Source organism: Streptomyces sp. ISL-11, from assembly GCF_018614525.1.
Classification (GTDB): Bacteria; Actinomycetota; Actinomycetes; order Streptomycetales; family Streptomycetaceae; genus Streptomyces.
The window spans coordinates 15,873-39,179 of sequence record NZ_JAGGOL010000094.1 but is presented as its reverse complement, the minus strand read 5'-3'; the positions used below and the strand labels follow the sequence as shown (position 1 = coordinate 39,179).

At 70.9% G+C, this 23,307-nt stretch carries 25 protein-coding genes; 13 read left to right on the top strand and 12 right to left on the bottom strand.

Going from position 1 to position 23,307, the window contains the following annotated elements; genetic code table 11:
- The first annotated feature begins 2 nt into the window (after window positions 1-2).
- From J7E86_RS19965 to J7E86_RS19945, 5 genes are all read left to right on the top strand, one after another.
- Entirely contained in the window at window positions 3-851 is an 849-nt protein-coding gene (locus J7E86_RS19965) for a helix-turn-helix transcriptional regulator (protein WP_215083072.1), read from the top strand.
- A 61-nt stretch (window positions 852-912) separates the two neighbouring features.
- Window positions 913-1,200, top strand: coding sequence for a hypothetical protein (locus J7E86_RS19960; protein ID WP_215083071.1), 288 nt, complete (start codon window positions 913-915; stop codon window positions 1,198-1,200).
- 98 nt (window positions 1,201-1,298) lie between these two features.
- A complete protein-coding gene (locus J7E86_RS19955; RefSeq protein WP_215083070.1) occupies window positions 1,299-1,784 on the top strand; it encodes a hypothetical protein in 486 nt (161 codons plus the stop codon).
- Between the two features lie 84 nt (window positions 1,785-1,868).
- Window positions 1,869-2,531 (top strand): bifunctional 2-polyprenyl-6-hydroxyphenol methylase/3-demethylubiquinol 3-O-methyltransferase UbiG, encoded by a 663-nt coding sequence (locus J7E86_RS19950; RefSeq protein ID WP_215083069.1) that lies wholly within the window; start codon window positions 1,869-1,871, stop codon window positions 2,529-2,531.
- A 31-nt stretch (window positions 2,532-2,562) separates the two neighbouring features.
- Window positions 2,563-2,814: a hypothetical protein gene (locus J7E86_RS19945; protein WP_215083085.1), complete on the top strand. Its 252-nt coding sequence runs from the start codon at window positions 2,563-2,565 to the stop codon at window positions 2,812-2,814.
- Here the strand turns inward: J7E86_RS19945 and J7E86_RS19940 are convergent.
- A complete protein-coding gene (locus J7E86_RS19940) occupies window positions 2,778-3,938 on the bottom strand; it encodes an acyl-CoA dehydrogenase (RefSeq protein ID WP_215083068.1) in 1,161 nt (386 codons plus the stop codon). The two genes, J7E86_RS19945 and J7E86_RS19940, sit on opposite strands and share 37 nt — an antisense overlap.
- 204 nt (window positions 3,939-4,142) lie before the next feature.
- On the opposite strand from J7E86_RS19940, the gene J7E86_RS19935 reads away from it, so the two are divergent.
- Window positions 4,143-5,483 carry a UDP-glucose/GDP-mannose dehydrogenase family protein gene (locus J7E86_RS19935; protein WP_215083067.1) on the top strand — a complete coding sequence of 447 codons (1,341 nt, stop codon included), beginning with the start codon at window positions 4,143-4,145 and terminating at the stop codon, window positions 5,481-5,483.
- Between the two features lie 60 nt (window positions 5,484-5,543).
- A complete protein-coding gene (locus J7E86_RS19930) occupies window positions 5,544-5,918 on the top strand; it encodes a VOC family protein (RefSeq protein WP_215083083.1) in 375 nt (124 codons plus the stop codon).
- A gap of 12 nt (window positions 5,919-5,930) precedes the next feature.
- Here the strand turns inward: J7E86_RS19930 and J7E86_RS19925 are convergent, their stop codons facing one another.
- From J7E86_RS19925 to J7E86_RS19915, 3 genes are read right to left on the bottom strand one after another with little or no spacing between them, the layout of a single operon-like run.
- Window positions 5,931-7,136, bottom strand: coding sequence for a dipeptidase (locus J7E86_RS19925; RefSeq protein WP_215083066.1), 1,206 nt, complete (start codon window positions 7,134-7,136; stop codon window positions 5,931-5,933).
- 5 nt (window positions 7,137-7,141) lie between these two features.
- The gene (gene purE, locus J7E86_RS19920) at window positions 7,142-7,666 is read right to left on the bottom strand and encodes a 5-(carboxyamino)imidazole ribonucleotide mutase (RefSeq protein ID WP_215083065.1); all 525 of its coding nucleotides are present in this window, start codon (window positions 7,664-7,666) and stop codon (window positions 7,142-7,144) included.
- Entirely contained in the window at window positions 7,663-8,781 is a 1,119-nt protein-coding gene (locus J7E86_RS19915; RefSeq protein ID WP_251019399.1) for a 5-(carboxyamino)imidazole ribonucleotide synthase, read from the bottom strand. Before J7E86_RS19915 ends, purE begins: the two co-directional genes overlap by 4 nt.
- 173 nt (window positions 8,782-8,954) lie before the next feature.
- Between J7E86_RS19915 and J7E86_RS19910 the strand changes: the two genes are divergently transcribed.
- A complete protein-coding gene (locus tag J7E86_RS19910) occupies window positions 8,955-9,530 on the top strand; it encodes a GtrA family protein (RefSeq protein WP_215083063.1) in 576 nt (191 codons plus the stop codon).
- 267 nt (window positions 9,531-9,797) lie between these two features.
- Here the strand turns inward: J7E86_RS19910 and J7E86_RS19905 are convergent, their stop codons facing one another.
- Together J7E86_RS19905 and J7E86_RS19900 are read right to left on the bottom strand one after the other, a co-directional pair.
- Window positions 9,798-11,057, bottom strand: a complete 1,260-nt coding sequence (locus J7E86_RS19905; RefSeq protein ID WP_215083062.1) for an ATP-binding protein — start codon at window positions 11,055-11,057, stop codon at window positions 9,798-9,800.
- Window positions 11,058-11,112: 55 nt separating this feature from the next.
- On the bottom strand, window positions 11,113-11,793 hold the full coding sequence (locus J7E86_RS19900) for a response regulator transcription factor (RefSeq protein ID WP_215083061.1): 681 nt from the start codon (window positions 11,791-11,793) through the stop codon (window positions 11,113-11,115).
- A gap of 464 nt (window positions 11,794-12,257) precedes the next feature.
- On the opposite strand from J7E86_RS19900, the gene J7E86_RS19895 reads away from it, so the two are divergent.
- The gene (locus tag J7E86_RS19895) at window positions 12,258-13,793 is read left to right on the top strand and encodes a peptide MFS transporter (RefSeq protein WP_215083060.1); all 1,536 of its coding nucleotides are present in this window, start codon (window positions 12,258-12,260) and stop codon (window positions 13,791-13,793) included.
- Window positions 13,794-13,882: 89 nt separating this feature from the next.
- Here J7E86_RS19895 and J7E86_RS19890 read toward each other — a convergent pair whose 3' ends face one another.
- From J7E86_RS19890 to J7E86_RS19870, 5 genes are all read right to left on the bottom strand, one after another.
- Window positions 13,883-14,917: a hypothetical protein gene (locus tag J7E86_RS19890; protein WP_251019397.1), complete on the bottom strand. Its 1,035-nt coding sequence runs from the start codon at window positions 14,915-14,917 to the stop codon at window positions 13,883-13,885.
- Between the two features lie 47 nt (window positions 14,918-14,964).
- Window positions 14,965-15,864, bottom strand: a complete 900-nt coding sequence (locus tag J7E86_RS19885) for a hypothetical protein (RefSeq protein WP_215083058.1) — start codon at window positions 15,862-15,864, stop codon at window positions 14,965-14,967.
- Window positions 15,865-16,089: 225 nt separating this feature from the next.
- A complete protein-coding gene (locus tag J7E86_RS19880; RefSeq protein WP_215083057.1) occupies window positions 16,090-16,947 on the bottom strand; it encodes a peptidase in 858 nt (285 codons plus the stop codon).
- A 180-nt stretch (window positions 16,948-17,127) separates the two neighbouring features.
- Window positions 17,128-17,631, bottom strand: coding sequence for an ATP-binding protein (locus J7E86_RS19875; protein WP_215083056.1), 504 nt, complete (start codon window positions 17,629-17,631; stop codon window positions 17,128-17,130).
- A 192-nt stretch (window positions 17,632-17,823) separates the two neighbouring features.
- Window positions 17,824-18,192, bottom strand: coding sequence for an STAS domain-containing protein (locus J7E86_RS19870; RefSeq protein ID WP_215083055.1), 369 nt, complete (start codon window positions 18,190-18,192; stop codon window positions 17,824-17,826).
- A 239-nt stretch (window positions 18,193-18,431) separates the two neighbouring features.
- Between J7E86_RS19870 and J7E86_RS19865 the strand changes: the two genes are divergently transcribed.
- The 4 genes from J7E86_RS19865 to J7E86_RS19850 all read left to right on the top strand — a co-directional run bounded on the left by J7E86_RS19865 (window position 18,432) and on the right by J7E86_RS19850 (window position 22,063).
- The gene (locus tag J7E86_RS19865; protein WP_215083054.1) at window positions 18,432-19,322 is read left to right on the top strand and encodes an RNA polymerase sigma factor SigF; all 891 of its coding nucleotides are present in this window, start codon (window positions 18,432-18,434) and stop codon (window positions 19,320-19,322) included.
- Between the two features lie 144 nt (window positions 19,323-19,466).
- On the top strand, window positions 19,467-20,642 hold the full coding sequence (locus tag J7E86_RS19860; protein ID WP_215083053.1) for a helix-turn-helix domain-containing protein: 1,176 nt from the start codon (window positions 19,467-19,469) through the stop codon (window positions 20,640-20,642).
- Window positions 20,643-20,721: 79 nt separating this feature from the next.
- The gene (locus J7E86_RS19855; protein ID WP_215083052.1) at window positions 20,722-20,934 is read left to right on the top strand and encodes a hypothetical protein; all 213 of its coding nucleotides are present in this window, start codon (window positions 20,722-20,724) and stop codon (window positions 20,932-20,934) included.
- 313 nt (window positions 20,935-21,247) lie between these two features.
- On the top strand, window positions 21,248-22,063 hold the full coding sequence (locus J7E86_RS19850) for a helix-turn-helix domain-containing protein (RefSeq protein ID WP_215083051.1): 816 nt from the start codon (window positions 21,248-21,250) through the stop codon (window positions 22,061-22,063).
- A 37-nt stretch (window positions 22,064-22,100) separates the two neighbouring features.
- On the opposite strand, the gene hutI is transcribed toward J7E86_RS19850, so the two are convergent.
- Window positions 22,101-23,270, bottom strand: a complete 1,170-nt coding sequence (gene hutI, locus J7E86_RS19845) for an imidazolonepropionase (protein WP_215083050.1) — start codon at window positions 23,268-23,270, stop codon at window positions 22,101-22,103.
- Window positions 23,271-23,307: the final 37 nt, after the last annotated feature.

The window sequence follows — 23,307 nt, the reverse complement described above, 5'->3', positions numbered from 1 at the left end:
TCATGTCTTCGTCCCCTTTCTCCAGCGCCCAAGCCGCACGGGCTGCCATCGCGTCCCGTCTGGACGAGATCAGGAGAGACGCAGGGCTCACAGGGCACGAGCTGGCCGCCCGGTGCGGCTGGCACAAGTCGAAGTCGTCACGCATCGCCCGGGGCAGGACCCTGCCGTCCGACGCCGACATCAAGTCATGGTGCGCGGCCTGCGGTGCCGAGGAACAAGCGGCGGACCTGATCGCCGCGTCCCGGACCGCCGAGTCCATGTACGTCCAGTGGAAGCAGATCCACCGTGACGGGATGCGCCGCGTTCACCAGAAGACGACGCCGCTCTACCAGCGCACCCGGCACTTCCGCGTGTACGCCTCGAACCTCATACCGGGAATGCTCCAGACCGCCGAGTACGCAACCGGGCTACTCAGGTCCATCACGGAGTTTCAGCAGATCCCCGATGACGTCGAGGCTGCGGTAAGGGCGCGACTCGACCGGTCGCGAGTCGTGCGCGAAGGGGACCACCGGTTCGCCCTGCTCATAGAAGAGGCGGTGCTCTACTACCGCGTGTGCGATGACGAGGCCATGGCCGGCCAGCTCGGCTACCTTCTCTCGGTCATGGCGCAGGCGAACGTTTCACTGGGCGTGATCCCCTTCGGAGCTCGCCGGAAAATCTGGCCCCTGGAAGCGTTCTACGCCTTCGACGAAGGGCTGGTCGCCGTCGAGACGCTGACGGCCGAGATCAACGTGGCGGCGCCTGGGGAGGTCGGTACGTACCTCAAAGCCTTCGCGGAACTGTCGCAGATCGCCGTCCACGGCGCGCAGGCTCGGGCCCACATCACCAGGGCCATCGACTCCCTTGCATGAATCTCTGCAACCGACTGCAACTTTCTGGCGGTGGCCCCCCTCGGGTTCCTAGCGTCTCGGTATGGCCACGGACACCGAAGCAGCCGCACAGCAAGCCGATGCCTTCATGGCAGGCAAGAAGAAAGCCGACGACACCGCATTCATGTTCGGGCGAGTGCTGGCGGAGATGGGCATCCAGGTCGGAGACCCGGACGCTTGGCCCCAGCTGATGGGCCGGTCCTCCCTCTCGGGTGAACCGTCGCTGTTCCTCGGGACCGTGCCTCTGCCCACTGCCCGCAAGCTGATCGACGCGCTGCTCTACGCCGAGTCGGCGCAGCGACGCCAGCGCGACCAGGGCCACGACGCATAGAACCGGTGTCCCTCAAGCCCCCGCCCAGTCGCCGGCATGACGGTCGGCGGCTGGACGGGTTCCAGCGCACCACCCCGCTCCACCGAGAGAAAGGGAACATGGTGGCAACAGCACTCCAGACGCGGACCCGTGATCCGCGCATCATCCTCAACGCCGTGCACGAGCGAGTACCGCACCTGGTCACCGCTGTGGGGGTGGAGAACCTGTGGGAGCGCGAGGTTCGCCTGCTGCTGCGTGACAGCGTGGCCGTCCGGAGCCTCGCCGAACGCATCCTCGGACAAGGCATCGCCTACCTGATCACAGCCATGGAGAACCCCGCGGTGGACATGGGCGTCGGGTACACGGTGGACATTGGGGTTCACCAACTCATTCTCGACACCCCCCTGTACTTCGCCCTGTGCGACGAGTACAACGGCGGGCGGTACAAGCACCACGCCCCGCTCATCGAGCGCCGCCGCGACGGCACCGTGATGCGCACAGCCGAACTGCTGCGCAAGAACGGCTTCACCGTCGATGACGAGCTGTGGTCGGTGGACGCGTCCGACTGCTCGCCGTGTGACAACAAGGTTCCCGACAGCCACTGACGCGGGACTAGAGTGCCCTCGCCTCAGCCGCTGAACGAGGGGCGGGGGCACTCTCTTGCCAGCCCCGACACAGAGGAAGCGCCGTTGCCCGCACGACACGACATCGATAGCGAACGGGAACTCTGGGACACCTTCGCGGAGAGCACTAAGGACAAGGTGTTCGACGCCGATCCCGTCTTCTGCTGGACGCAGTACACCGGGCACGGGCCAGGCCCCGAACTGCTGGGCGGCCCGGCAACCGCCCTGGAGATCGGATGCGGTACCGGGCGGGCACTGGCCTACCTCGCCCTGCGCGGTGTGAAGGCAACGGGCGTGGATCTCTCTCCGGTCATGGTCGCGAACACCACTGAACGGTGGGGGCCATTGGGAGCGCGGTTCGTGTGTGCCGAAGTGCTGGACCACCTGAGCACCGCGACGGAGACGTACGACGCTGTTTACTCGATCTTCGGGGCGGCCTGGTTCACCGATCCGGCCAAGCTGCTCCCGCTCGTTGCCAAGCTGTTGAATCCGGGCGGCGTGCTCGCCTTCTCCCACCCTCCGGCCATCCCCGGTGCGTACGGGCCACAAGGCATGTACAAGGGAGGGTTCGCGGGCAAGGCCATGTACACGTACCGATACAGCTACACGCCCCGGAAGTGGGAAAGCCTCCTTCTGCGGGCCGGATTCGAGAAGGCGGAAGTCCGGGTTCTCGGCGCCCCGGAGCCTGACCACATCGGGACTTTGATCGCTCGCGCTGCGGTGAGCTGAGCCGAAGCAAATCAAGAACGCCCCGACCATCATGGCCGGGGCGTCAGCACGAGGGGTACTGCGGCAGCACCACCACTGCCTCTTCGAGGGAGTCGAGCAGCGCGGCAGGGCCGCCATCGCAACGATGCTGACGCCCGGCGCCGACGACCCCACAGAGCGGGCCGAGGTCGCCCGGCCCGCCCCCATACGAACAGCCCCCGGCATAGCGCCGGGGGCTGTGTCGTCGTCTCTGACCTGCGGGAACGTCTACTTCGGCAGGTTCCTCGCCATGACGATCCGCTGAACCTGGTTCGTGCCTTCATAAATCTGCGTGATCTTGGCGTCGCGCATCATGCGCTCGACCGGGTAGTCACGGGTGTAGCCGTAGCCGCCGAGGAGCTGGACGGCGTCGGTGGTGATCTCCATGGCGGCGTCGGAGGCGTAGCACTTGGCCGCCGCGCCGAAGAAGGTCAGGTCGGCGTCGACGCGCTGGGACTTCGCGGCGGCCGCGTACGTCAGCTGGCGGGCGGCCTCCAGCTTCATGGCCATGTCGGCGAGCATGAACTGCACGCCCTGGAAGTCCGCGATCGGCTTGCCGAACTGCTTGCGCTCCTGGACGTAGCCCTTGGCGTAGTCCAGCGCGCCCTGGGCGATGCCCAGCGCCTGCGCCGCGATGGTGATGCGGGTGTGGTCGAGGGTCTTCATCGCCGTGGCGAAGCCGGTGCCCTCCTCGCCGATCATGCGGTCGGCGGGGATCCGGACGTTGTCGAGGTAGACCTCGCGGGTCGGGGAGCCCTTGATGCCGAGCTTCTTCTCCGGGGCGCCGAAGGAGACGCCCTCGTCCGACTTCTCGACGACGAACGCGGAGATGCCCTTGCTGCGCTTCTCCGGGTCGGTGACGGCCATGACCGTGTAGTACTCGCTGACGCCCGCGTTGGTGATCCAGCGCTTCACGCCGTTGAGGACCCAGAAGTCGCCGTCGCGCACGGCCTTGGTCTTCATGCCGGCCGCGTCCGAGCCCGCGTCGGGCTCGGAGAGGCAGTACGAGAACATCGCGTCGCCCTGGGCGAGCGGGCCCAGGTACTTCTTCTTCAGCTCCTCGGAGCCGGAGAGGATCACCGGGAGCGAGCCGAGCTTGTTGACCGCCGGGATCAGGGAGGAGGAGGCGCACACGCGCGCCACCTCCTCGATGACGATCACGGTCGCCAGGGCGTCCGCGCCCGCGCCGCCGAACTCCTCCGGGACGTGCACGGCGTGCAGGTCGGAGGCGACGAGCGCGTCGAGCGCCTCCTGCGGGAAGCGGCCCTCCTCGTCCACCTCGGCGGCGAACGGCGAGATCTTCGCCTCGGCGAGCTGGCGTACGACCTTGCGGAGCTCGTCGTGCTCCTCGGCCGGCCGGTACAGGTCGAAGTCCTTTGATCCCGCCAAGGCGTACTCCCCTGAAAGTTAACTACCGTTTAGTAACCCAATTCTAGGGGGCGGCTTCCGGACAGGGATACGTGAGCTTGCCGACAGCGTCCGCACGAGGTCCGCACTGCGCCCGATGGTCATGGCGTCTCCTCGGGTCCTTCCCGCCCCGCGCCCCGACTATGCTCGGGGCGCAGTCCAGCCCGTCAGCACATGGAGCACCGCATGGCCCCCAGGATCACCGTGATCGGCACCGGCTACCTCGGCGCCACCCATGCCGCGGCCATGGCCGAACTCGGCTTCGAAGTGCTCGGCCTCGACGTGGTCCCCGAGAAGATCGAGATGCTCGGCCGCGGCACGGTCCCGATGTACGAGCCGGGGCTGGAGGAGCTGCTCCGCCGCCATGTGGCCGGCATCGAGGGATCGACCGGGCGGCTGCGCTTCACGGACTCCTGGGAGGAGGTCGGCGAGTTCGGCGACGTCCACTTCGTCTGTGTGAACACTCCGCAGAAGCACGGCGAGTACGCCTGCGACATGTCCTACGTCGACGCCGCCTTCACCTCGCTGGCCCGCGTGCTGCAGCGGCCGGCGCTGGTCGTCGGCAAGTCCACCGTCCCGGTCGGCAGCGCGGCGCGCCTCGCGCGGCTCCTGACGGAGCTCGCCCCGGCGGGCGCGGAGGTCGAGCTGGCGTGGAACCCGGAGTTCCTGCGCGAGGGCTTCGCGGTCCAGGACACCCTGCACCCCGACCGGATCGTCGTCGGCGTCTCGGGCGAGCGCGGCGAGAAGCTGCTGCGCGAGGTGTACGCGGTCCCGATCGGCGAGGGCTCGCCGTTCGTCGTCGCCGACTATCCGACGGCCGAGCTGGTCAAGACCGCCGCGAACTCCTTCCTCGCCACGAAGATCTCCTTCATCAACGCCATGGCCGAGGTCTGCGAGGCCGCCGACGGCGACGTGGTGAAGCTGGCGGAGGCCATCGGCCACGACGAGCGGATCGGGAAGAAGTTCCTGCGCGCCGGCATCGGCTTCGGCGGCGGCTGTCTGCCCAAGGACATCCGTGCCTTCATGGCCCGTGCGGGCGAGCTGGGCGCCGACCAGGCGCTGACGTTCCTGCGCGAGGTCGACTCCATCAACATGCGCCGCAGGGGCCACATGGTCGAGCTGGCCCGCGAGACGGTCGGCGGCGGCTTCCTGGGGCGGCGCGTCGCGGTGCTCGGCGCGACGTTCAAGCCGGACTCCGACGACGTACGGGACTCCCCCGCGCTCAACGTCGCCGGTCAGATCCACCTCCAGGGCGGCCAGGTCACGGTCTACGACCCCAAGGGCATGGAGAACGCGGCCCGGCTCTTCCCGACCCTCGCCTACGCGCCCACCGCGCTGGAGGCGTGCCGCGGGGCGCACGTGGTGCTGCACCTGACGGAGTGGGCGGAGTTCCGCGAGCTGGACCCGGCGGCGCTGGGCGAGGTGGTGGCGGAGCGGCGGATCCTCGACGGGCGCAACGCGCTGTCGGCCGACGCCTGGCGCGGGGCCGGTTGGGCCTTCCGTGCGATGGGGCGTCCGCAGGCGTAGCCCGCGGCTCCGCGGGGAACCCGTGTCCTCCCCGTCCGTTCCACCCGAGGAGGAATGACCGTGCCCTTCGCGAAGATCACCGCGATCGTCCTGGACTGTCCCGAGCCGCTGCCGCTGGCCCGGTTCTACGCCGAGGTGCTCGGCGGCGAGATCAAGGGCGCCGCCGACGACGACTGGGTCGACCTCTTCCTGGAGGACGGCAGCCGGCTGGCGTTCCAGCGCGCCCCCGGCTTCGTACCGCCGAACTGGCCGAGCTCCGACGACCACTCGCAGCAGCTGCACCTCGACCTCGACGTCGCCGACATCGAGGCGGCACAGGAGCGGGTGCTGGCGCTCGGCGCGCTGCCGCTGGACATCGACGACCAGGACGGCCGGCGCGATTTCCGCGTCTACGCGGACCCCGCCGGCCATCCGTTCTGCCTGATCCGCCCCTGAGGGCCGGGGCGGTCAGCCGTCCAGCTGGTCGATGGTCGCGATGGACGGGCCGCGGCGGGTCTGCAGGTCCCGCGCCACGCTCTCCGCGTCGCCGAGGACCCGTACCGCGTTCCCCCATGTCAGCTTCGCCAGGTCGGCGTCCGACCAGCCGCGGCGCAGCAGCTCCGCGACCAGGTGGGGGTAGCCGGCCACGTCGGCGAGGTCGGCCGGGGTGAAGGCCGTGCCGTCGTAGTCGCCGCCGAGGCCGATGTGGTCGACGCCCGCGACCTCGCGCATGTGGTCGAGGTGGTCGGCGACCGTGGCGGCCGTGGCGAGCGGGCGCGGGTGGGCGGCCTCGAAGGCGCGCTGCACCGCCATCCCGGCGGCCGTGGTGTCGAGGGGGTGCAGGCCGTTGGCGCGCATGTTCTCGTCGGCGGCCTTCGTCCAGCCGATCGCCGCGGGCAGGACGAACTTGGGGACGAAGGTGGCCATGGCGACGCCGCCGTTCGCGGCGAGCGCGCCGAGGACGTCGTCGGGGATGTTGCGCGGGTGGTCGCAGACGGCGCGCGCCGAGGAGTGCGAGAAGATCACCGGCGCCTCGGTGACGCGCAGCGCGTCGCGCATCGTGTCGGCCGAGACGTGCGAGAGGTCGACGAGCATGCCCGTGCGGTTCATCTCGCGGACGACCTCCTCGCCGAAGCGGGTCAGGCCGCCCGCCACGGGTTCGTCGGTCGCCGAGTCCGCCCACGGGATGTTGTCGTTGTGCGTGAGCGTCATGTAGCGGACGCCGAGCCGGTACAGGGCGCGGAGGGTGGCGAGGGAGTTGTTGATGCTGTGGCCGCCCTCGGCGCCCATGAGGGAGGCGATCCGGCCCTCGGCGCGCGCGGCGTCCATGTCATGGGCGGTGAGCGCGAGCCGCAGCTCGCCGGGGTGGCGGGCGACCAGCCGGTACACGACGTCGATCTGTTCGAGCGTGGCGCTGACCGCCTCGTCGCCGGCCATGTCGGTGCGTACGTACACGGACCAGAACTGGGCGCCGACGCCGCCGGCGCGCAGCCGGGGCAGGTCGGTGTGGAGGTCGGCGCTCTGGTCGGTGGCGATGTCGAGCCGGTCGAGGTCGTAGCGGGCCTTCTCGCGCAGCGCCCAGGGCAGGTCGTTGTGACCGTCGACGACGGGGTGCTCGGCGAGGAGCTCCCGGGCGCGGGCGAGGTGTTCGGGGGTGCCGGACGCGTCGGTCATGGCGGTCACTTCCCGAAGCCGAAGGAGTCCTGGCTCGTGGCCTTGGCGCGCAGCCGCCGGCCCTTCTCGGTGGCCTGTTCGTTCAGCTCGTCCTGGAAGTGGCGCATCCGGGTCTGGAGGTCGCTGTCGTGCGCGGCGAGCATCCGGACCGCGAGCAGGCCGGCGTTGCGGGCGCCGGCGACGGAGACGGTGGCGACGGGCACGCCGGCCGGCATCTGCACGATGGACAGCAGGGAGTCCATGCCGTCGAGGTACTTCAGCGGTACGGGCACGCCGATGACGGGCAGGGGGGTCACGGAGGCGAGCATGCCGGGCAGGTGGGCGGCTCCCCCGGCGCCCGCGATGACCGCCTTGAGGCCGCGGCCGGCGGCCTGCTCGCCGTACGCGATCATCTCGCGCGGCATCCGGTGCGCGGAGACGACGTCCACCTCGTAGGGGACCTCGAATTCGGCCAGGGCCTTGGCCGCTGCTTCCATGACGGGCCAGTCGGAGTCGGAGCCCATGACGATGCCGACGAGAGGGGAAGTCATTCCGTGATCGTTCCTCGCAGATATCCGGCGGCGTGGCTCGCGCGCTCGCGCACATCCGCCAGATCGTCGCCGTAGGTGTTGACGTGTCCGACCTTTCGGCCGGGCTTGACGTCCTTGCCGTACATATGGATCTTCAGGCCCGGGTCGCGTGCCATGCAATGGAGGTACGCGGAATACATGTCGGGATAGTCGCCGCCGAGCACATTGGCCATGACGGTCCAGGTGGCGCGCGGGCGGGGATCGCCGAGCGGGAGGTCCAGTACGGCCCGGACGTGGTTGGCGAACTGCGAGGTGATCGCGCCGTCCTGGGTCCAGTGGCCGGAGTTGTGGGGGCGCATCGCGAGCTCGTTGACGAGGATGCGGCCGTCGCGGGTCTCGAACAGCTCGACGGCGAGGTGGCCGACGACGCCCAGTTCCTTGGCGATCTTCAGGGCGAGCTGCTGCGCGCGGGCGGAGAGCTCCTGGGAGAGGCCGGGCGCGGGTGCGATCACGGTGTCGCAGACGCCGTCGACCTGGATGGACTCCACGACGGGGTACGAGACGGCCTGGCCGTGCGGGGAGCGGACGACGTTGGCGGCGAGCTCGCGGACGAAGTCGACCTTCTCCTCGGCGAGGACGGGGACCCCGGCGCGGAACGGTTCCTCCGCCTGGCAGGCGTCGCGGACGACCCAGACGCCCTTGCCGTCGTATCCGCCGCGCACCGTCTTGAGAATGACGGGGAAGCCCTCGCCCTCCGCCGCGAAGCGCTCGACGTCGGCGGGGTCCTCGACGATCCGGTGCCGTGGGCACGGCACTCCGATCGCGTCGAGCCTCGCGCGCATCACACCCTTGTCCTGGGCGTGCACCAACGCGTCGGGCCCGGGGCGGACGGGGATGCCGTCGGCCTCCAGGGCCCGGAGGTGCTCGGTCGGCACATGTTCGTGATCGAAGGTGATCACGTCACACCCTTGTGCGAAAGCACGAAGGGTTTCCAGGTCGCGATAGTCGCCGATGACGACGTCGCTCACCACCTGGGCCGCCGAGTCCTGCGGGGTGTCGCTGAGCAGCTTGAACTTGATGCCGAGGGGGATACCCGCCTCGTGGGTCATACGGGCGAGCTGGCCGCCGCCGACCATGCCGACTACCGGGAATGTCACGCCCCCAGGGTATCCGCACGCGCGAACCGCCCCGGACCGCCCTGGAGGATCATCCGAAAAGGCAGGCTGTGCGGAGATGGCCGATATGACGCGCGTTCGCCCCGAGTTCACCGACTCGGCCCATCGGCCGCGTGGGCCGCTGGATAGCATGAATGCTGCCCCACGCCCCCTGCCGCCCACCGACGGAGCCTGAGATCGTGACGAGTCATCGGCGCACAGTGCGTTCCCGGCTGGAGCGGCTGGCCCGCGAAATCGCGAAATTCGGAGCGGTCGGCGCCATCGGATTCGTGGTCAATTTCATCGTCTTCAACATCTGTGTCCACGGTTTCGGCCTCGCCGTGGTGCGCTCGGGCATCATCGCGACGGCGGTGGCGATCGCGACCAATTACGTGGGCAACCGCTACTGGACGTACCGCGACAGCGACCGCAACCGGCGCAGCCGTGAACTCTCGCTCTTCCTGCTCTTCAGCGGCGTCGGCCTGGTCATCGAGAACGGCATCCTGGGCCTGTCGCACTACGGATTCGGCTTCACGTCCGCGCTCGCGGACAACATCGCGAAGAACGTCGTCGGCCTCGGGATCGGGACCGTCTTCCGCTTCTGGTCCTACCGGACGTGGGTGTTCACCGCGCTGCCCGCGCGTGAGGCGGTGGAGACTGCTGAATCGTTCCTGGCGGACCCGCCGCAGCGGGTCGACGCGGCGGGCGGGCACCGGGCGGACGGCCGCTAGGCGGCGTCCGGCGGATCGCGTGAGCGGGCGGCTGCGGGGGCCCTATCGTCCGCACCACCGCTGCGCGGTGGCGTCCTCAAGCTCCCCCAGCTACCGCTGGGGGTGCCCCCAACGGGCTGAAAGCGGCTGAGCTCAGCCGAATCAAGCCCGTCCGGCGTTTGAGGACGCGCCCGCAGGGCGCCCGCCGCCGCAGGCGGCATAGCGGCCCGCAGCCGAAGACCCGCCGGACAGGCCCAGGACACCCTGGCACCCGCCGAGGCGCCCCGGCTACTGCTCCTCGGCCTGGTCCCCGTCGCGGCTCTCGCGGCTCAGGAACAGCGCGAACACCGGCGGCTTCCCCTGGAGGAGCTCCAGCCGCCCGCCGTCCGCCTCCGCCAGGTCACGGGCGACCGCCAGCCCCAGCCCGGTGGAGTTGCGGCCGCTGACCGTCCGCTCGAAGACCCGGGCGCCCAGGTCCGGCGGCACCCCCGGCCCCTCGTCGGTGACCTCCACGACGGCCTGGTTGCCGGTGACGCGGGTGCGCAGGGCCACCGTGCCGTCGCCGTGCATCAGCGAGTTCTCGATGAGGGTCGCGAGCACCTGCGAGACCGCGCCCGGCGTGCCGACGGCCCGCAGCCCCTGCTTGCCCGAGCGCACGATGGCGCGGCCCTCACTGCGGGTGGCGGGCCGCCACTCCTCCAGCTGCTGCTTGATGACCTCATCGAGGTCGAAGACGACGGCCGAGCTGGACTTGGGGTCGCGGGAGTTGGTCAGCAGCCGCTGGACGACGTCGGTGAGCCGTTCCACCTGCGCCAGCGCGATGGTCGCCTCCTCCTTGACCGTCTCGGGCTCGTCGGTGAGCGTGATCTCCTCCAGCCGCATGGACAGCGCGGTCAGCGGTGTGCGGAGCTGGTGCGAGGCGTCCGCCGCGAGCCTGCGCTCGGCGGTCAGCATCCGGGCAATCCGCTCGGCGGACCCGTCCAGGACGTCGGCGACCCGGTCCAGCTCGGGAACCCCGTACCGGCGGTGGCGGGGCCGGGGGTCGCCGGAGCCGAGGCGCTCGGCCGTCTCGGCGAGGTCGGTGAGCGGCGCGGTGAGCCGGTTAGCCTGCCGTACGGCCAGGAAGACGGCGGCGACCACGGCCAGCAGGGCCACCGCGAGGATCACCAGGAGGGTGCGGCCGAGCTCACGGCTGACGGTCGAGCGGGACTCCTCGACCCGGACCGTCTCGCCCTGCTCGCCCTTCTGCGTCGCGCTGATCACCCCGCCCTCGGGCGGGGTGCCGATCTCGATGGTCCGCCGGCCGGGGATCTCGATCCGGGCGTAGCGGGCCGGGGTGATCTGCTCGCTCAGCACCTCCGACTCCACGCGCTCCTTGCCGAGCAGCCGGCTGTCGACGATGCTCACCAGCCGCACGGCCTCGGACTGCACGCTCTCGCGCGCGCTGCTCTCGATCGTGCGGGTCTCGACGATGACGAGCGAGATCCCGAAGACGGCGATCACGACGAGCACGACGGCGAGCGTGGAGTTGATCAGTCGGCGGCGCACGATGCCCTCCGGGCGGGGTGGTACGAGAGCAGCCCGGGTGGGCCCTGTTGTCGGCTCAGCTCTTCTCGAAGCGGAAGCCGACGCCACGGACGGTGGCGATGTAGCGCGGGTTGGCGGCGTCGTCGCCGAGCTTCTTGCGGAGCCAGGAGATGTGCATGTCGAGGGTCTTGGTCGACGACCACCAGGTGGTGTCCCAGACCTCGCGCATCAGCTGGTCGCGCGTGACGACCCGGCCGGCGTCGCGCACCAGGACCCGCAGCAGGTCGAACTCCTTGGCGGTGAGCTGGAGTTCCTCCTCGCCCATCCAGGCGCGGTGCGACTCGACGTCGATCCGCACGCCGTGGGTGGCGGGCGGCTGCTGCTGGGACTCGACGGTGCCGCGCCGCAGCAGGGCCCGTACGCGCGCGAGCAGCTCGGCGAGGCGGAAGGGCTTGGTGACGTAGTCGTCGGCGCCGGCGTCCAGGCCGACGACGGTGTCCACCTCGTCGGCGCGCGCGGTGAGGACCAGCACCGGGAAGCCGTGGCCCTCGGTGCGCAGCCGGCGGCAGACCTCCAGCCCGTCCATCCCGGGCAGCCCGAGGTCGAGGACGAGCAGGTCCACGCCTCCCTTGAGGCCGGCGTCGAGCGCCGTGGGACCGTCTTCGCGCACCTCCACCTCGTACCCTTCGCGGCGCAAGGCGCGTGCGAGAGGCTCCGAGATGGACGCGTCATCCTCGGCGAGCAGTACTCGGGTCATGGACAGATGGTAGTCCGCCGGAGCCCACGTCAGAGGTGCACTGACTGCTACCTACGGCAACACTTCTCCAAGACCAAACTCACCTTCGAAAGTGTGCGAATGGTTCCACGACAAGCTGTGATCCATATCTCAACACCTTCCATTTGCGGGCGGGGTGTGACGTATGGTTACCAGACGTCTGTAGCACCACCGAGGGGCCTTCGGTCGTTCGACACACCGAAGGTCTCTGTTGTGCGCGGGCCTGGTTCCCCAGTCCCGCTCCAGTGAATGACCTGTCGGCCGGGTCCGCCGCGCGAAGCTGCGCGGAGGGCGTGGATCCCGGTGCACGGCCGTCCTGCCGGCTCCTCAGCGAGGGGCCGAACCCCTGGGCGTGGGGGCGGACGGTGCGGTGACCGGTGCCGGCCCACCCCCACCCGGGCGCAGAGCAGCTCCACCGCCGCGTCCCGAGCACACAAGGATCGACCATGGCGTCCAGCCTGACGAAGGGTGCTGCCGAGCAGGAGAAGACCTCTCCGGCCCCCGGCGGCAAGACCTTCTTCGGCCACCCCCGCGGCCTGGCCCCTCTCTTCATGACGGAGATGTGGGAGCGCTTCAGCTACTACGGCATGCGCGCCCTTCTCGTCGTCTACCTGATGGCCGGCGGCCCGGATGCAAAGCCCGACAGCCAGGGCGGCGGTCTGGCGATGCCCGAGGCCAGCTCCTACGCCATCTACGGCGTGTACGTAGGCATGGTCTACCTGCTCGCCATGCCCGGCGGCTGGTTCGGCGACCGCGTCTGGGGCCCGCGCAAGACGGTCGCCGTCGCGGCGGGCGTCATCATGACCGGCCACCTGGCCCTGGCCATCCCCGGCAAGCCGACCTTCTTCGCCGGCCTCGCGCTGGTGGCGATCGGCTCGGGTCTGCTGAAGGCCAACATCTCCACGATGGTCGGCCACCTCTACAACGGCCCGAAGGACCCGCGCCGCGACGGCGGCTTCACGATCTTCTACATCGGCGTCAACGTCGGTGCCTGCGCCGCGCCGCTGATCATCGGCACCGTCGGCCAGAAGGTCAACTGGCACCTGGGCTTCGCCATCGCCGCGGTCGGCATGGGCCTCGGCCTGCTCTTCTTCCTGCTGGGCACCCGCCACCTCAGCCCCACGAGCAGCGTCGTCCCGAAGCCGCTGACGGCCGCCGAGCGTAAGTCCACGCTGACGAAGGCCCTGCTGTGGTTCGCCGCCGCCGCCGTCTTCTACGGCACCGTCGCGGGCACCGGCCACTTCACGCAGAAGTGGGCCACCATCCCGCTCGCCCTGCTCGGTGTGATCATCCCGATCACGGTGCTGACCCGGATCAAGCGCGACAAGGAACTGTCCGAGACCGAGCAGACCAAGATCAGCGGCTACATCTGGTTCTTCGTCGCCGCCGCCGTCTTCTGGATGATCTTCGACCAGGCGGGCTCGACGATGTCGTCCTTCGCCGAGAAGAAGACCGCCGACAACATCTTCGGCCTGCACTTCCCGTCGACCTGGTTCCAGTCGGTCAACCCGGTGTGGGTCATGGCCATCGCTCCGATCTTCGCCTTCCTGTGGCTGTGGCTGGCCCGCCGTGACCGCGAGCCCAGCACCACGGTGAAGTTCTCGATGGCCATGGTCATCATCGGTGCCTCGTTCTTCGTCTTCGCCATCCCGATGGCGATGGCCTCGGACGGCACGAAGGTCAGCCCCGCCTGGCTGCTGATGATCTACATGATCCAGACCATGGGCGAGCTGTGCCTCTCCCCGGTCGGCCTGTCGCTCACCACGAAGATGGCGCCGCAGAAGTACGCGAGCCAGATGATGGGTGTCTGGTTCCTCGCGGTGACCGCTGGTGACTGCACGATGACCCTGCTGACGGAGGCGGGTGCCGACCTGAACGGCACCGGCGTGATCCTCGGGCAGGCGGCGGCCGCCACCCTGGCCGGCTTCGCGGTGTGGATGTCCCGCAAGCGGATCGAGGGCCTGATGGGCGACGTCCGCTGACGGGGCCTGCCAGACCCTGAGAGTGCCCCGGCGCGATCGCGCGCCGGGGCATTTTCATGCCTTCGGGGCCCCTGGTTCCCCGGCACCTGTCACCCGGGCCCTGGTTCCCCGGGGTCCTCCCGCCGGGTGGCCGGCATGGCATCCGGGGTGAACCAGGGCAGGGTGCCGCCGCCCTCGCCGGAGGCGGACGGTTCCGTACGGGCCGCGGGCGTACGGTTCGCGGGCGTACGAGCCGCGGGCGTACGAGCTGCTGCCGTGCGGGCGCGGCGGCGTACGGGCGCCGTGGAGCCCGTACGCGGCCGGAAACGGTCCACGACCGCCATCCCGGCGCGATAGAGCCCCACGGGCACCACCACGCACAGCAGGATCCAGAAGAGCGTCACGCCCCATGGCCTGCTCACGTCCCACGGCTCCGCGAGGAGCACCTTGTCCCCGTACTTCAGTGACACCGTGTAGTCGCCGTACGCGCCCGCCGGCAGCTCCACGTCCAGCGCGACCCTGGCCCGCTGCCCGGCGGCGATCGTGCCCCGCCAGGGACGCTCCTCCCACGACGGCGCCAGCACCCCGTGCGCGGTGCCGAGATGAAAAACCGGGTCCTTGGCCGGGGCCGAGCCGAGATTGCCGACGGTGACCACGAGCCGGCGCTTCGGCGGTGCTCCGAACCAGGTCAGCACCCCGCCCGCGCCGTCCAGCCGCGTCCCGAGGACGCCGAGCCGCTCCTCGCCGCCGCGCGACGGCAGCGGCTCGACCGGGTGCCCGGCCACGGTGAACGCGGCGTCGGCCGCCTCCGCCTCCTCCGTCACCGTGGCCACGTGCACCACGCACGGGCAGGGTTTGGGGGGCTCGGCGACCGGGAGCTCGCGGCGGAAGGCGCCCTTGGTGTCGGTGGTGACGGTCCGGCCGTCGGCGTTGGCGCAGGTGTTGGTGCCGCCGATCATGTTCTGCCCGCAGATCAGCAGGGTCAGCAGGGTCCCGGGACGCCATCCGGTGCCGGTCACGGTGACGCGGCCGCCCTTGCCGGCCTTCCGGCGATCCAGGGTGACGGTGGGCGCGTCGGCGGCGCGGGCCGGGGGCGCGGGCAGCAGGGCGAGCAGCAGGCCGAGCGCCGGGACGAGGAGCAGCATCGCGGTCAGGGCCTGTCGCCACGCTCTGGGGGCGCGGGGGTGGCCGTTCACGCCGGGGCTTCCGGCGCGGGCGTCAGGGGGCGCGGAGAGGGGCTCCCGGCCCGCCTGCGCCTGCTCCGGCGGCTGTGGCGGCGCACGAGGAGCCCCGCGGCGGCGACGAGGGCCAGGCCCAGCCCGCCCAGGGCCGGCAGCACCCACGGCAGCGGCGCATACGAACCGGAAGCGGAGGCACGTGCGGCGCCCGGGGCGCTCGCCGTCACCAGGACATCGACCCGGTCCAGGCGCGGGGCGTCCGGCCACCGCTCGCTGAGCCGCAGGCTCCGGCCGGGCGGCAGCTCGGCGGGCACACCGCTCGCCGTGCGGCGCCAGACCGTGCCGAGGAGGCCGTCGGCGCGGATCGTCAGGTGCGGGGCGAGCGCGGTGTTGCCCCGGTTGACCAGGGCGTAGCGGATGACCGCGCCGGTGCCCGCGCGCTCGACGCGGACGTTCTCGACCGTGAGCGCGCGCAGCGCGGGCCCGCCGGTGACGCGCACGGCGAGCCGGACGCGTGCCTGGCGGCCGTCCCCGCTGACGACGAGCGTGCCGGGGTGGTCGCCGGCCGGGGCGCCGCCGGGGACGGTCACGGTGAGCGGGATGTCGGCGCGGGTGCGCGGCGGGACCCGTACGTGCCGCGCGGCCAGGGCGATCCACGGCCCGGTGGCCCGTACGTCGAGGGTCCGGGCGCGGGCGGAGAGGTTGACCACGGTCAGCTTGTCCTCGAAGACCGTGCCCGGCCCGCCCTCCAGGTAGAACGCCGTCCGGTCCTCCGCGCCGGGCGCGGCCCGGCCCGGGGGCGCGGGCGCCGCCGTCCAGGGCTTGTCGTCCGCGGCGGCTGGCGTGGCCGCCAGGAGGACGACGGCGGCGGCGAGCGCGGTGGCGCGGGGCGCGCCGCGGGTACGGGATGTCATCGGCGGCTCCTGTGCGGGGCGTGCGTGTACGGCGGCCTGGGCAGGTCCGGCGGAGTCTTCGGCTGCGGGCCGTCTTTGCCGCCTGCGGCGGCGAGCGCCCCGCGGGCGCGTCCTCAAACTCCCCCAGCTACCGCTGGGAGGTGCCCCCAACGGGATGGATTTGCGCAGCGGTGGTGTGCGCGACACGGCCCGCAGCGCCCGCGCACATGGGCCGCCGGACACGGACTAGCCCGCTGCGCGGTTCCGGCGGGTGAGCCAGAGGGTGCCGGCGACCCCGGCGAGGAGGACCGTGCCGCCGAGGGTGCCGAGGGCGACGGCGGAGTCGGCGGGGCCGGTCTGGGGGAGCTGGCCGCCCCCTGTGGAAGCAGAGCCTCCGGTGGAAGCGGAACCGCCGGTGGAGGAGGATCCGGAGCCGCCGGTGGAGCCCGTACCGCCGGTCGTGCCGCTGGAGCCGCCCGTCGACCCGCCCGTACCGCTGGACCCGCCCGTACCGCTGGATCCGCCGGTGGATCCCGAGGTGGATCCGCCCGTACTGCCGGAGCCGCCCGACGATCCTCCCGGCCCCTTGACGTCGAGGGTCAGCGACGGCTTGGGGTTGTTGGTGGGCGTGCAGGTGGTGGTCGTGCCCAGCGCCATGATGGTGAGGGTGGAGGCCGTGAAGGTGACCGAGCCGCTCTTCTTGGGCGTGTAGGTGCCCGACAAGTCACTGATCTTGATGGGGGTGTTGGCGGGTATCTCCTGGTCGTTGGCGGGTCCGGTGACGGCCACCGTGCCGCTCTCCGCGCCGCCGAGTCTGATCACCGCGCTCGGCGTCATCGCGCCCTTGCCGAGCGGGACGGGGCTGGAGGAGACGCCCTTCTCGAAGGACATGGTGAGTTTGTACGCGCTGCCGCTCGCGACGCCCTTGATGTCGATGGGTGACACGGCGCTGCGGTCGCCGATCGGGGTCTTGCACTGGTAATTGACGTCGACCGTGACGGCGTGCGCGGCCGGGGCGAGCAGCAGGATCGTCCCGCCGGCCAGGGTCGCGGCGGCCGTGAGCGCGCTCGACCGGCGCGCGGCGCGGCGTGGGAAGTGGGACACCTCGGGTTCCCCTCTCGTCCGGTGCCGTCGCCGAAACTTACTGACGACACATCAGATCGGGCGCCGACAGTACGCCGGGGACCTCGCGGAGGGAAGACACGGAACACGCCGCCGTGGGAACGGCGGCGTGTGCGGGGCCGAGGGGACGGGTGCGGCGCGCGGGGCGCCGCACGTCCGCCGTTACGCGGGGGCGGCCAGCTCGGCCCAGACCGTCTTTCCCTCGCCCGCTTCGTCGCGCACGACGCCCCAGTCCAGGCAGAGCCGCTGCACGATGAACATGCCGTGGCCGCCCGGCCGGCCCGCGCGGTGCGGGGTGCGGGGTGCGGGCGTGCCGGCGCCGAGGTCGACGACCTCCAGCCGCAGCACCTTGCCGACGAAGCTGACGCGCAGCTCCTCGGGGCCCTCGGCGTGCAGGCAGGCGTTGGTGACCAGCTCGGAGACGACCAGCAGGACGTCCTCGGCGGCGGCCCGCCGGTCGGCGCCGGCCGCGGGCAGCCAGCCCCAGTCCGTCAGCGCCTGGCGGGTGAAATCGCGGGACCGCGGCACGGCGCCGCTCACCCCGACGAGGTGCAGCCTGCGTACCTGCCCGGCGCCCGGCGGATGCGGCGAGGTGCGGGCCGACGCGCCGCCGCCCGCCTCCGGACCGGGCTCGCCCGGCGGCGGGTACGACCGGGTGGTGCTCATCAGCGCTTCACCTCACCGATTCACCGATTGAGAAAAGTTGGTCACCTGGTCACCTGGGTCGCCTGGCGCATGGGAACGGATTCAGCAGACTCCTGCCCGACCGTACGAGGGGAACACCCACTACTTCGGTACGGACCCTGTGACGCGGGTAACGCGTCAGAAATACACAGGTGGCGGCAGGGCCGCCGGGAGTCATTCGGCGATGGCCGCGTCGAGCGTGTCATGCACGGTGAAGACGGCCTCGGCACCGGTGATCTCGAAGACCCTGGCGACCACGGGCCGCATCGCCGCGAGGTGGACGGCGCCTCCGGCGGCCTCGGCGGTGAGCCGGGCACCGAGGAGCACGTTCAGCCCCGTGGAATCGCAGAACTCCAGCTTGGAGCAGTCGACCACCACGCGGGTGAGTCCCTGCTCGACGCAGGCGTCGAGGGGCTCGCGCAGCAGCTCGGCCGTGTGGTGATCGAGCTCACCCTCCGGCGTCACGATCGCGCTCACGCCGTGGCGCCGGACCTCTACATGCAGCCGGCCCCTGCTCGCACTGCCGACCATTTCGCGGTCCATGCGCATCCCTTCTCGGTGTGCCTGCCTGGCCTGTCAGAACACTACGCCTTTGATACGACGACCGGTAGCCGAAGATCCGTCATGTCCAGACAAAAGGGGACATGACGCACTTGCCATAGGGAGGTCAAGACAGGTAGGGCTAGTAGACGACATCCACCACGACGGCTCTGGAGGCGCCGCAAACCGCAGCAAGAAGTCAAGGCATCGGCGGCCATATGCCGAGAATGATGGAGGAGACCATGTCACCCCGGCTCGACGAACCGCGCACCGAATACTCTCGGGAGACCGCCTCGTCGACAACCCCGCCCGAGCAGTTGGAGCCCGAGAACTCCGGACTCCCCGTGATCCCGCCGTACGACGAGGTGGGACCGCTCGACGCACGGGCTCTGTCCAAGACACTCTTCGCACGGCTCGTGGAGCTCGAAGAGGGCACCCACGAACACGCCTACGTACGCAACACCCTGGTCGAACTGAACCTGGCGCTCGTGAAGTTCGCCGCCGCGCGGTTCCGCTCGCGCAGCGAGCCGATGGAGGACATCGTCCAGGTCGGCACGATCGGCCTGATCAAGGCCATCGACCGCTTCGAGCTCAGCCGGGGCGTCGAGTTCCCCACCTTCGCGATGCCGACCATCATCGGCGAGATCAAGCGGTTCTTCCGCGACACCAGCTGGTCGGTGCGCGTCCCGCGACGCCTGCAGGAACTCCGCATCGACCTGGCCAAGACCCGCGACGAACTGGCCCAGCAGCTCGACCGCTCCCCCACCGTGGCCGAACTGGCCGAGCGCCTCGGCATCGCCGAGGAAGAGGTCGTCGAGGGCATGGCCGCGAGCAACGCGTACACCGCGAGCTCGCTGGACGCCCAGCCCGACGAGGACGACGCGGAGGGATCCCTCACCGCCCGCATCGGCTATGAGGACCACGGCCTCGAAGGCATCGAGTACGTCGAGTCCCTCAAGCCCATGATCGCCGAACTGGCGCCGCGCGACCGGAAGATCCTGTCGCTGCGCTTCGTGGCGAACATGACCCAGTCGGAGATCGGCGAGGAACTGGGCATCTCCCAGATGCACGTCTCCAGGCTGCTCTCCCGCACGCTGGTGCGGTTGCGCCGGGGGCTGACCGTCGAGGAGTGACCCCGGCCTGTCCGCCACCGATTCGCCCGCCCCTCGGCCGCGCCTTTCCCGCGCGGTGGGAGGGGCGGCGGTGTACAGGCCTCGGGGCGCCCGGATCGTCGTAGTACTCGGTGCGCGGCACAGCGCGGAGCGTACGCTCGGGGCATGGGTGCCGATGTCGGCCGAAGGCTGCAAGCCGTGCGTAAACGCCGGGGCTTGAGCCAGCGGGAGCTGGCGGCGGAGTCGGGTGTCTCGTTGCCGCTGATCCGCAAGCTCGAACAGGGCGAGCGGAACGACACGCGTCTGGAGACGGCCCGGCAGCTCGCCGTCGCACTGTGCGTGCCGACGACCCAGCTGATCGCCGACGCGGACGGGGACGACGCTCCGCCCGCGACACAGTGGGAGCCTGTACGCCAGGCTCTGGCAGCGACCACACGATCCGGCGAACCGGACGAGCTGCCCACAGTCGCCGGGTTGCGCGATGTCCTCGATTCCGCGCTGCCGCTGTTTTCGGGCGACCGGTACGCCGAACTGAGCGGGATCCTTCCCGCACTGATCCGCGATGCCGACGCACTCGCGGAGAGCAGCGGTGCGGAGGGACGGGCGCTCCGCGCCCGGCTCATGCAGCTGACGGGGTGGCTTCTCACCCAGACCCGGCAGTTCGCGGCAGCACACACCGCCCTGGAACGCTCGCTCGACGAGGCACCGGACGCCGTACTCGGAGCGGCCACCGTCAGCACCCAGTGCTGGCTCCTCCTCCGGGAAGGCCGGCTCGCTGCCGCCCGGGACCTCGCGTCCCACTGGGCGGACGACACCGAGCCCCGCATCTCGCGGGCCACACCGGCAGAGCTGAGCGCGTGGGGCTGGCTGCTCCTGCGCCTGTCGGCGGCGTCCGTAAGGGACAACAGACCGGACGAGGCCGACGACGCGCTGCGCCTGGCGCATTCCGCAGCGGTGGCCATGGGACGCGAATTCGCCCCGGGCAAGGACTTTCTGCGCGCCTTCGGGCCCGTAACGGTGAAGCTCAAGCGCGCCGAGAACGCGATGGTCTCCGACCGGCCCGACATCGTCCTCCGGCTCGCCGAACGCACACCCACCGCCGGGCTGCGGCCGACCTCGAACAACCGCAACCGCCACCTCCTGGACGTCGCCGAAGCACACGTCCGCTCGCGTCAGTACGAGGAGGCCGTCGACGTCCTGCTGGGAATCCGGCGAGCGGCCCCGCAGTGGCTGCCCAATCAGCGCTACGCGCACGACATCCTGGGCCGGGTGATCGGCAGAAGAAGGACCCTCACTCCGGACATGCGCGTACTCGCCGACGCTATCGGCGTACCGCTATAACGCCTTGTGGCACTTCCGTCCGGCCCCGCGCCAAACTGCCATTGTCCGGCCGATTCCGGCCTCCGTAGCGTCCTGTGCCATGGCAATGGAGGTCGGAGACATGGTGCTGGACACGAAGCGGGATCGTGTGGGCGAGGTGATGCAGACGACGCCGACGCGGGTTTTCCTGCGGGCCTTCGGCGGTGGAAGAGAATGGGTAGCCGGGCTGGAGGATGTGACTCCGGTCGGGGTCGCGGACGCGCTGCGCGCCAAAGTGGCCGAGATCAACGCGCGGGGGCGGGCGCGGCCGTGACCACCGGGCGGGGGCAGCCATCGGCGCCCGGCTCGGGCACCGGCCCGTGGTGCGCCGTAAAGCCACCGAATCGAGGTATCCGGGACCCGGCGGACCGTGAACCGGAGTTGCTCGACGTCCCGTCAAGAAGGACTGGGGGAAAGTACCGAACCACTCCCAACCGCCTGTGTCACCCCATCGGGTGACTGGGTGGCAGGTATGGGCAAGGGCGCGGTACGTTCGCGCCACAACTCCCATACAGACGACGGCCCCCGGCCGGGACTGGCATCCCGATCGAGGGCCTGATCATCCAGGAAGCTAGAGGCCTTCCCCAATGACTGCAGCGCAGTTTAGCGCGCACGCGTCCGCGCGCACCGAGCCCCCGTGGGCCGGAATCGTCCACATCCGGCATCGCCACGACAGCCACTTCACCGTCGTCGGCAATCACCTCGCCCAGCACCCCTACCTGTCCGCCGTCGCGATCGGCCTCGGGGTGTACATCCAGTCGCTGCCGGACGGTGCGCGCGTCGGCATCAAGGATCTGACCCGCCGTTTCCGGGAAGGCGAGATCACCATCGCGCGGGCGCTGCGGGAGCTGGAGAAGGCCGGTTACCTGGAACGGCGGCGCGTGCGGGCCGACGGCGGGGTGATGGTGACGCGGACCAGTTGGTACGAGCGTCCCGGCTGCCGGGAGAGCAGTGCGCCACCACAGCCTCGCCGCCGGGTCGTCGACCTGGTGAAACGCAAGAAGGAGCCCCCGCTCCCGCCCGCCGACCCGCCCGCCGCCGACGTGCCGGCCGGGCTGCGGCGCCGCGATCCCCGGCTCGTACTCTCGGAGCGGGACGTGCATCGCCTCGCGCCCGGCGTACGGGCCTGGCTCGACCGTGGTGTCACCGCAGGCCAGATCGCCCGCACCCTGTCCGGCCAGCTGCCCCTGGGCGCCATCGCCTGGCCTGCCCGCCTCCTGGGCTACCGCCTCACGACGTGGCTGCCACCGGTGCTGCCCGCCAGGCCGGACGAACCGCCCTCGCTCCCGGTGGCGCGGGCCGACCAGCCACTCCCCTTCCAGACCTGCGACGGCTGCGATCGCGCCTTCCGGGCGGCCGGACCCGGCAAGTGCCGGGATTGCCGCCTGTCGACGGCGGCGTGACCCTACGGCAGGTTGTAGCGACGAATCCGACCGGATTTCACAGCTCCCGAACGCCCCTTCGCCAGACCGCCGACACCAGCGGGACGCCCGGGCGGTAGGCGAGGTGGACGTGGCTGGGGGCGTCGAGGAGGGTGAGGTCGGCGCGGGTGCCGGGGGTGAGGCGGCCGATGTCGGTGCGGCGGAGGGCCGCCGCGCCGCCCGCCGTGGCCGACCAGACGGCCTCGTCGGGGGTCATCCCCATGTCGCGTACGGCCAGCGCCACGCAGAACGGCATCGAACTGGTGAAGGACGACCCGGGGTTGCAGTCCGTGGACAGGGCGACGGTGGCGCCCGCGTCGAGGAGGCGGCGGGCGTCCGGCCACTGGGCGCGGGTGGAGAACTCCGCGCCCGGCAGCAGGGTCGCCACGGTGTCACCGCTCGCGAGGGCGTCGACGTCCGCGTCGGTGAGGTGCGTGCAGTGGTCGGCGGAGGCCGCGCCGAGCTCCACGGCGAGCTGGACGCCGGGCCCGTACGAGAGCTGGTTGGCGTGGACGCGAGGGATCAGGCCGCGGGCGGCACCGGCGGTGAGGATCGTACGGGCCTGGTCGCCGTCGAAGGCGCCGCGCTCGCAGAAGACGTCGATCCAGCGGGCGTGCGGGGCGCAGGCGTCGAGCATCGGGCCGGTGACGAGGTCGACGTAGCCGGCCGGGTCGTCGGCGTAGTCGGGGGAGACGATGTGCGCACCGAGGTAGGTGACCTCGTCCGTGTGGGCGGCGGCGACGCGCAGCGCGCGGGCCTCGTCCTCGACGGTCAGGCCGTAGCCGGACTTGGTCTCCTGGGTGGTGGTGCCCTGCCGCAGCGCCTCACGGAGGTAGCGCCGGAGGTTGGCCTCCAGCGCCTCGTCGCTCGCGGCGCGGGTCGCGGCGACCGTGGTGCGGATGCCGCCCGCACTGTAGCTCTGCCCGGACATGCGGGCGTTGAACTCGGCGGTGCGGTCGCCCGCGAAGACGAGGTGGGAGTGGGAGTCGACGAAGCCGGGGAGCGCGGAGCGGCCCTCGGCGTCGACGCGGTTGTCAGTGGCGGGTGCTTTGCTTGACCTACCGACCCAGGCGACACGGTCACCGTCGACGACGACCGCCGCGTCCTGGATCAGACCGAGGGGGCCTTCACCGAGGGAGGGGTCGTTGGTGACGAGACTGCTGATGTTCGTGATCACCGTGGTCGCCATGGGCGGACGGTACTCCTTCGGGTTCTGTGACGCGTTG

Bases quoted from the DNA above. Each gene is read 5' to 3' on its own strand.
- purE (WP_215083065.1), bottom strand. From the start codon at position 7,666: ATGACTTCCCCTCTCGTCGGCATCGTCATGGGCTCCGACTCCGACTGG.
- J7E86_RS19915 (WP_251019399.1), bottom strand. From the start codon at position 8,781: ATGGTCGGCGGCGGCCAGCTCGCCCGTATGACCCACGAGGCGGGTATC.
- J7E86_RS19890 (WP_251019397.1), bottom strand. From the start codon at position 14,917: ATGCTGCTCCTCGTCCCGGCGCTCGGCCTGCTGCTCGCCCTGCTGCCC.
- J7E86_RS19910 (WP_215083063.1), top strand. From the start codon at position 8,955: ATGCTGCCCCACGCCCCCTGCCGCCCACCGACGGAGCCTGAGATCGTG.
- J7E86_RS19895 (WP_215083060.1), top strand. From the start codon at position 12,258: ATGGCGTCCAGCCTGACGAAGGGTGCTGCCGAGCAGGAGAAGACCTCT.
- J7E86_RS19885 (WP_215083058.1), bottom strand. From the start codon at position 15,864: ATGACATCCCGTACCCGCGGCGCGCCCCGCGCCACCGCGCTCGCCGCC.
- J7E86_RS19865 (WP_215083054.1), top strand. From the start codon at position 18,432: ATGTCACCCCGGCTCGACGAACCGCGCACCGAATACTCTCGGGAGACC.
- J7E86_RS19850 (WP_215083051.1), top strand. From the start codon at position 21,248: ATGACTGCAGCGCAGTTTAGCGCGCACGCGTCCGCGCGCACCGAGCCC.
- J7E86_RS19870 (WP_215083055.1), bottom strand. From the start codon at position 18,192: ATGGACCGCGAAATGGTCGGCAGTGCGAGCAGGGGCCGGCTGCATGTA.
- J7E86_RS19955 (WP_215083070.1), top strand. From the start codon at position 1,299: ATGGTGGCAACAGCACTCCAGACGCGGACCCGTGATCCGCGCATCATC.
- J7E86_RS19935 (WP_215083067.1), top strand. From the start codon at position 4,143: ATGGCCCCCAGGATCACCGTGATCGGCACCGGCTACCTCGGCGCCACC.
- J7E86_RS19900 (WP_215083061.1), bottom strand. From the start codon at position 11,793: ATGACCCGAGTACTGCTCGCCGAGGATGACGCGTCCATCTCGGAGCCT.
- J7E86_RS19960 (WP_215083071.1), top strand. From the start codon at position 913: ATGGCCACGGACACCGAAGCAGCCGCACAGCAAGCCGATGCCTTCATG.
- J7E86_RS19875 (WP_215083056.1), bottom strand. From the start codon at position 17,631: ATGAGCACCACCCGGTCGTACCCGCCGCCGGGCGAGCCCGGTCCGGAG.
- J7E86_RS19945 (WP_215083085.1), top strand. From the start codon at position 2,563: ATGGCCGGGGCGTCAGCACGAGGGGTACTGCGGCAGCACCACCACTGC.
- J7E86_RS19855 (WP_215083052.1), top strand. From the start codon at position 20,722: ATGGCAATGGAGGTCGGAGACATGGTGCTGGACACGAAGCGGGATCGT.
- J7E86_RS19965 (WP_215083072.1), top strand. From the start codon at position 3: ATGTCTTCGTCCCCTTTCTCCAGCGCCCAAGCCGCACGGGCTGCCATC.
- J7E86_RS19860 (WP_215083053.1), top strand. From the start codon at position 19,467: ATGGGTGCCGATGTCGGCCGAAGGCTGCAAGCCGTGCGTAAACGCCGG.
- hutI (WP_215083050.1), bottom strand. From the start codon at position 23,270: ATGGCGACCACGGTGATCACGAACATCAGCAGTCTCGTCACCAACGAC.
- J7E86_RS19925 (WP_215083066.1), bottom strand. From the start codon at position 7,136: ATGACCGACGCGTCCGGCACCCCCGAACACCTCGCCCGCGCCCGGGAG.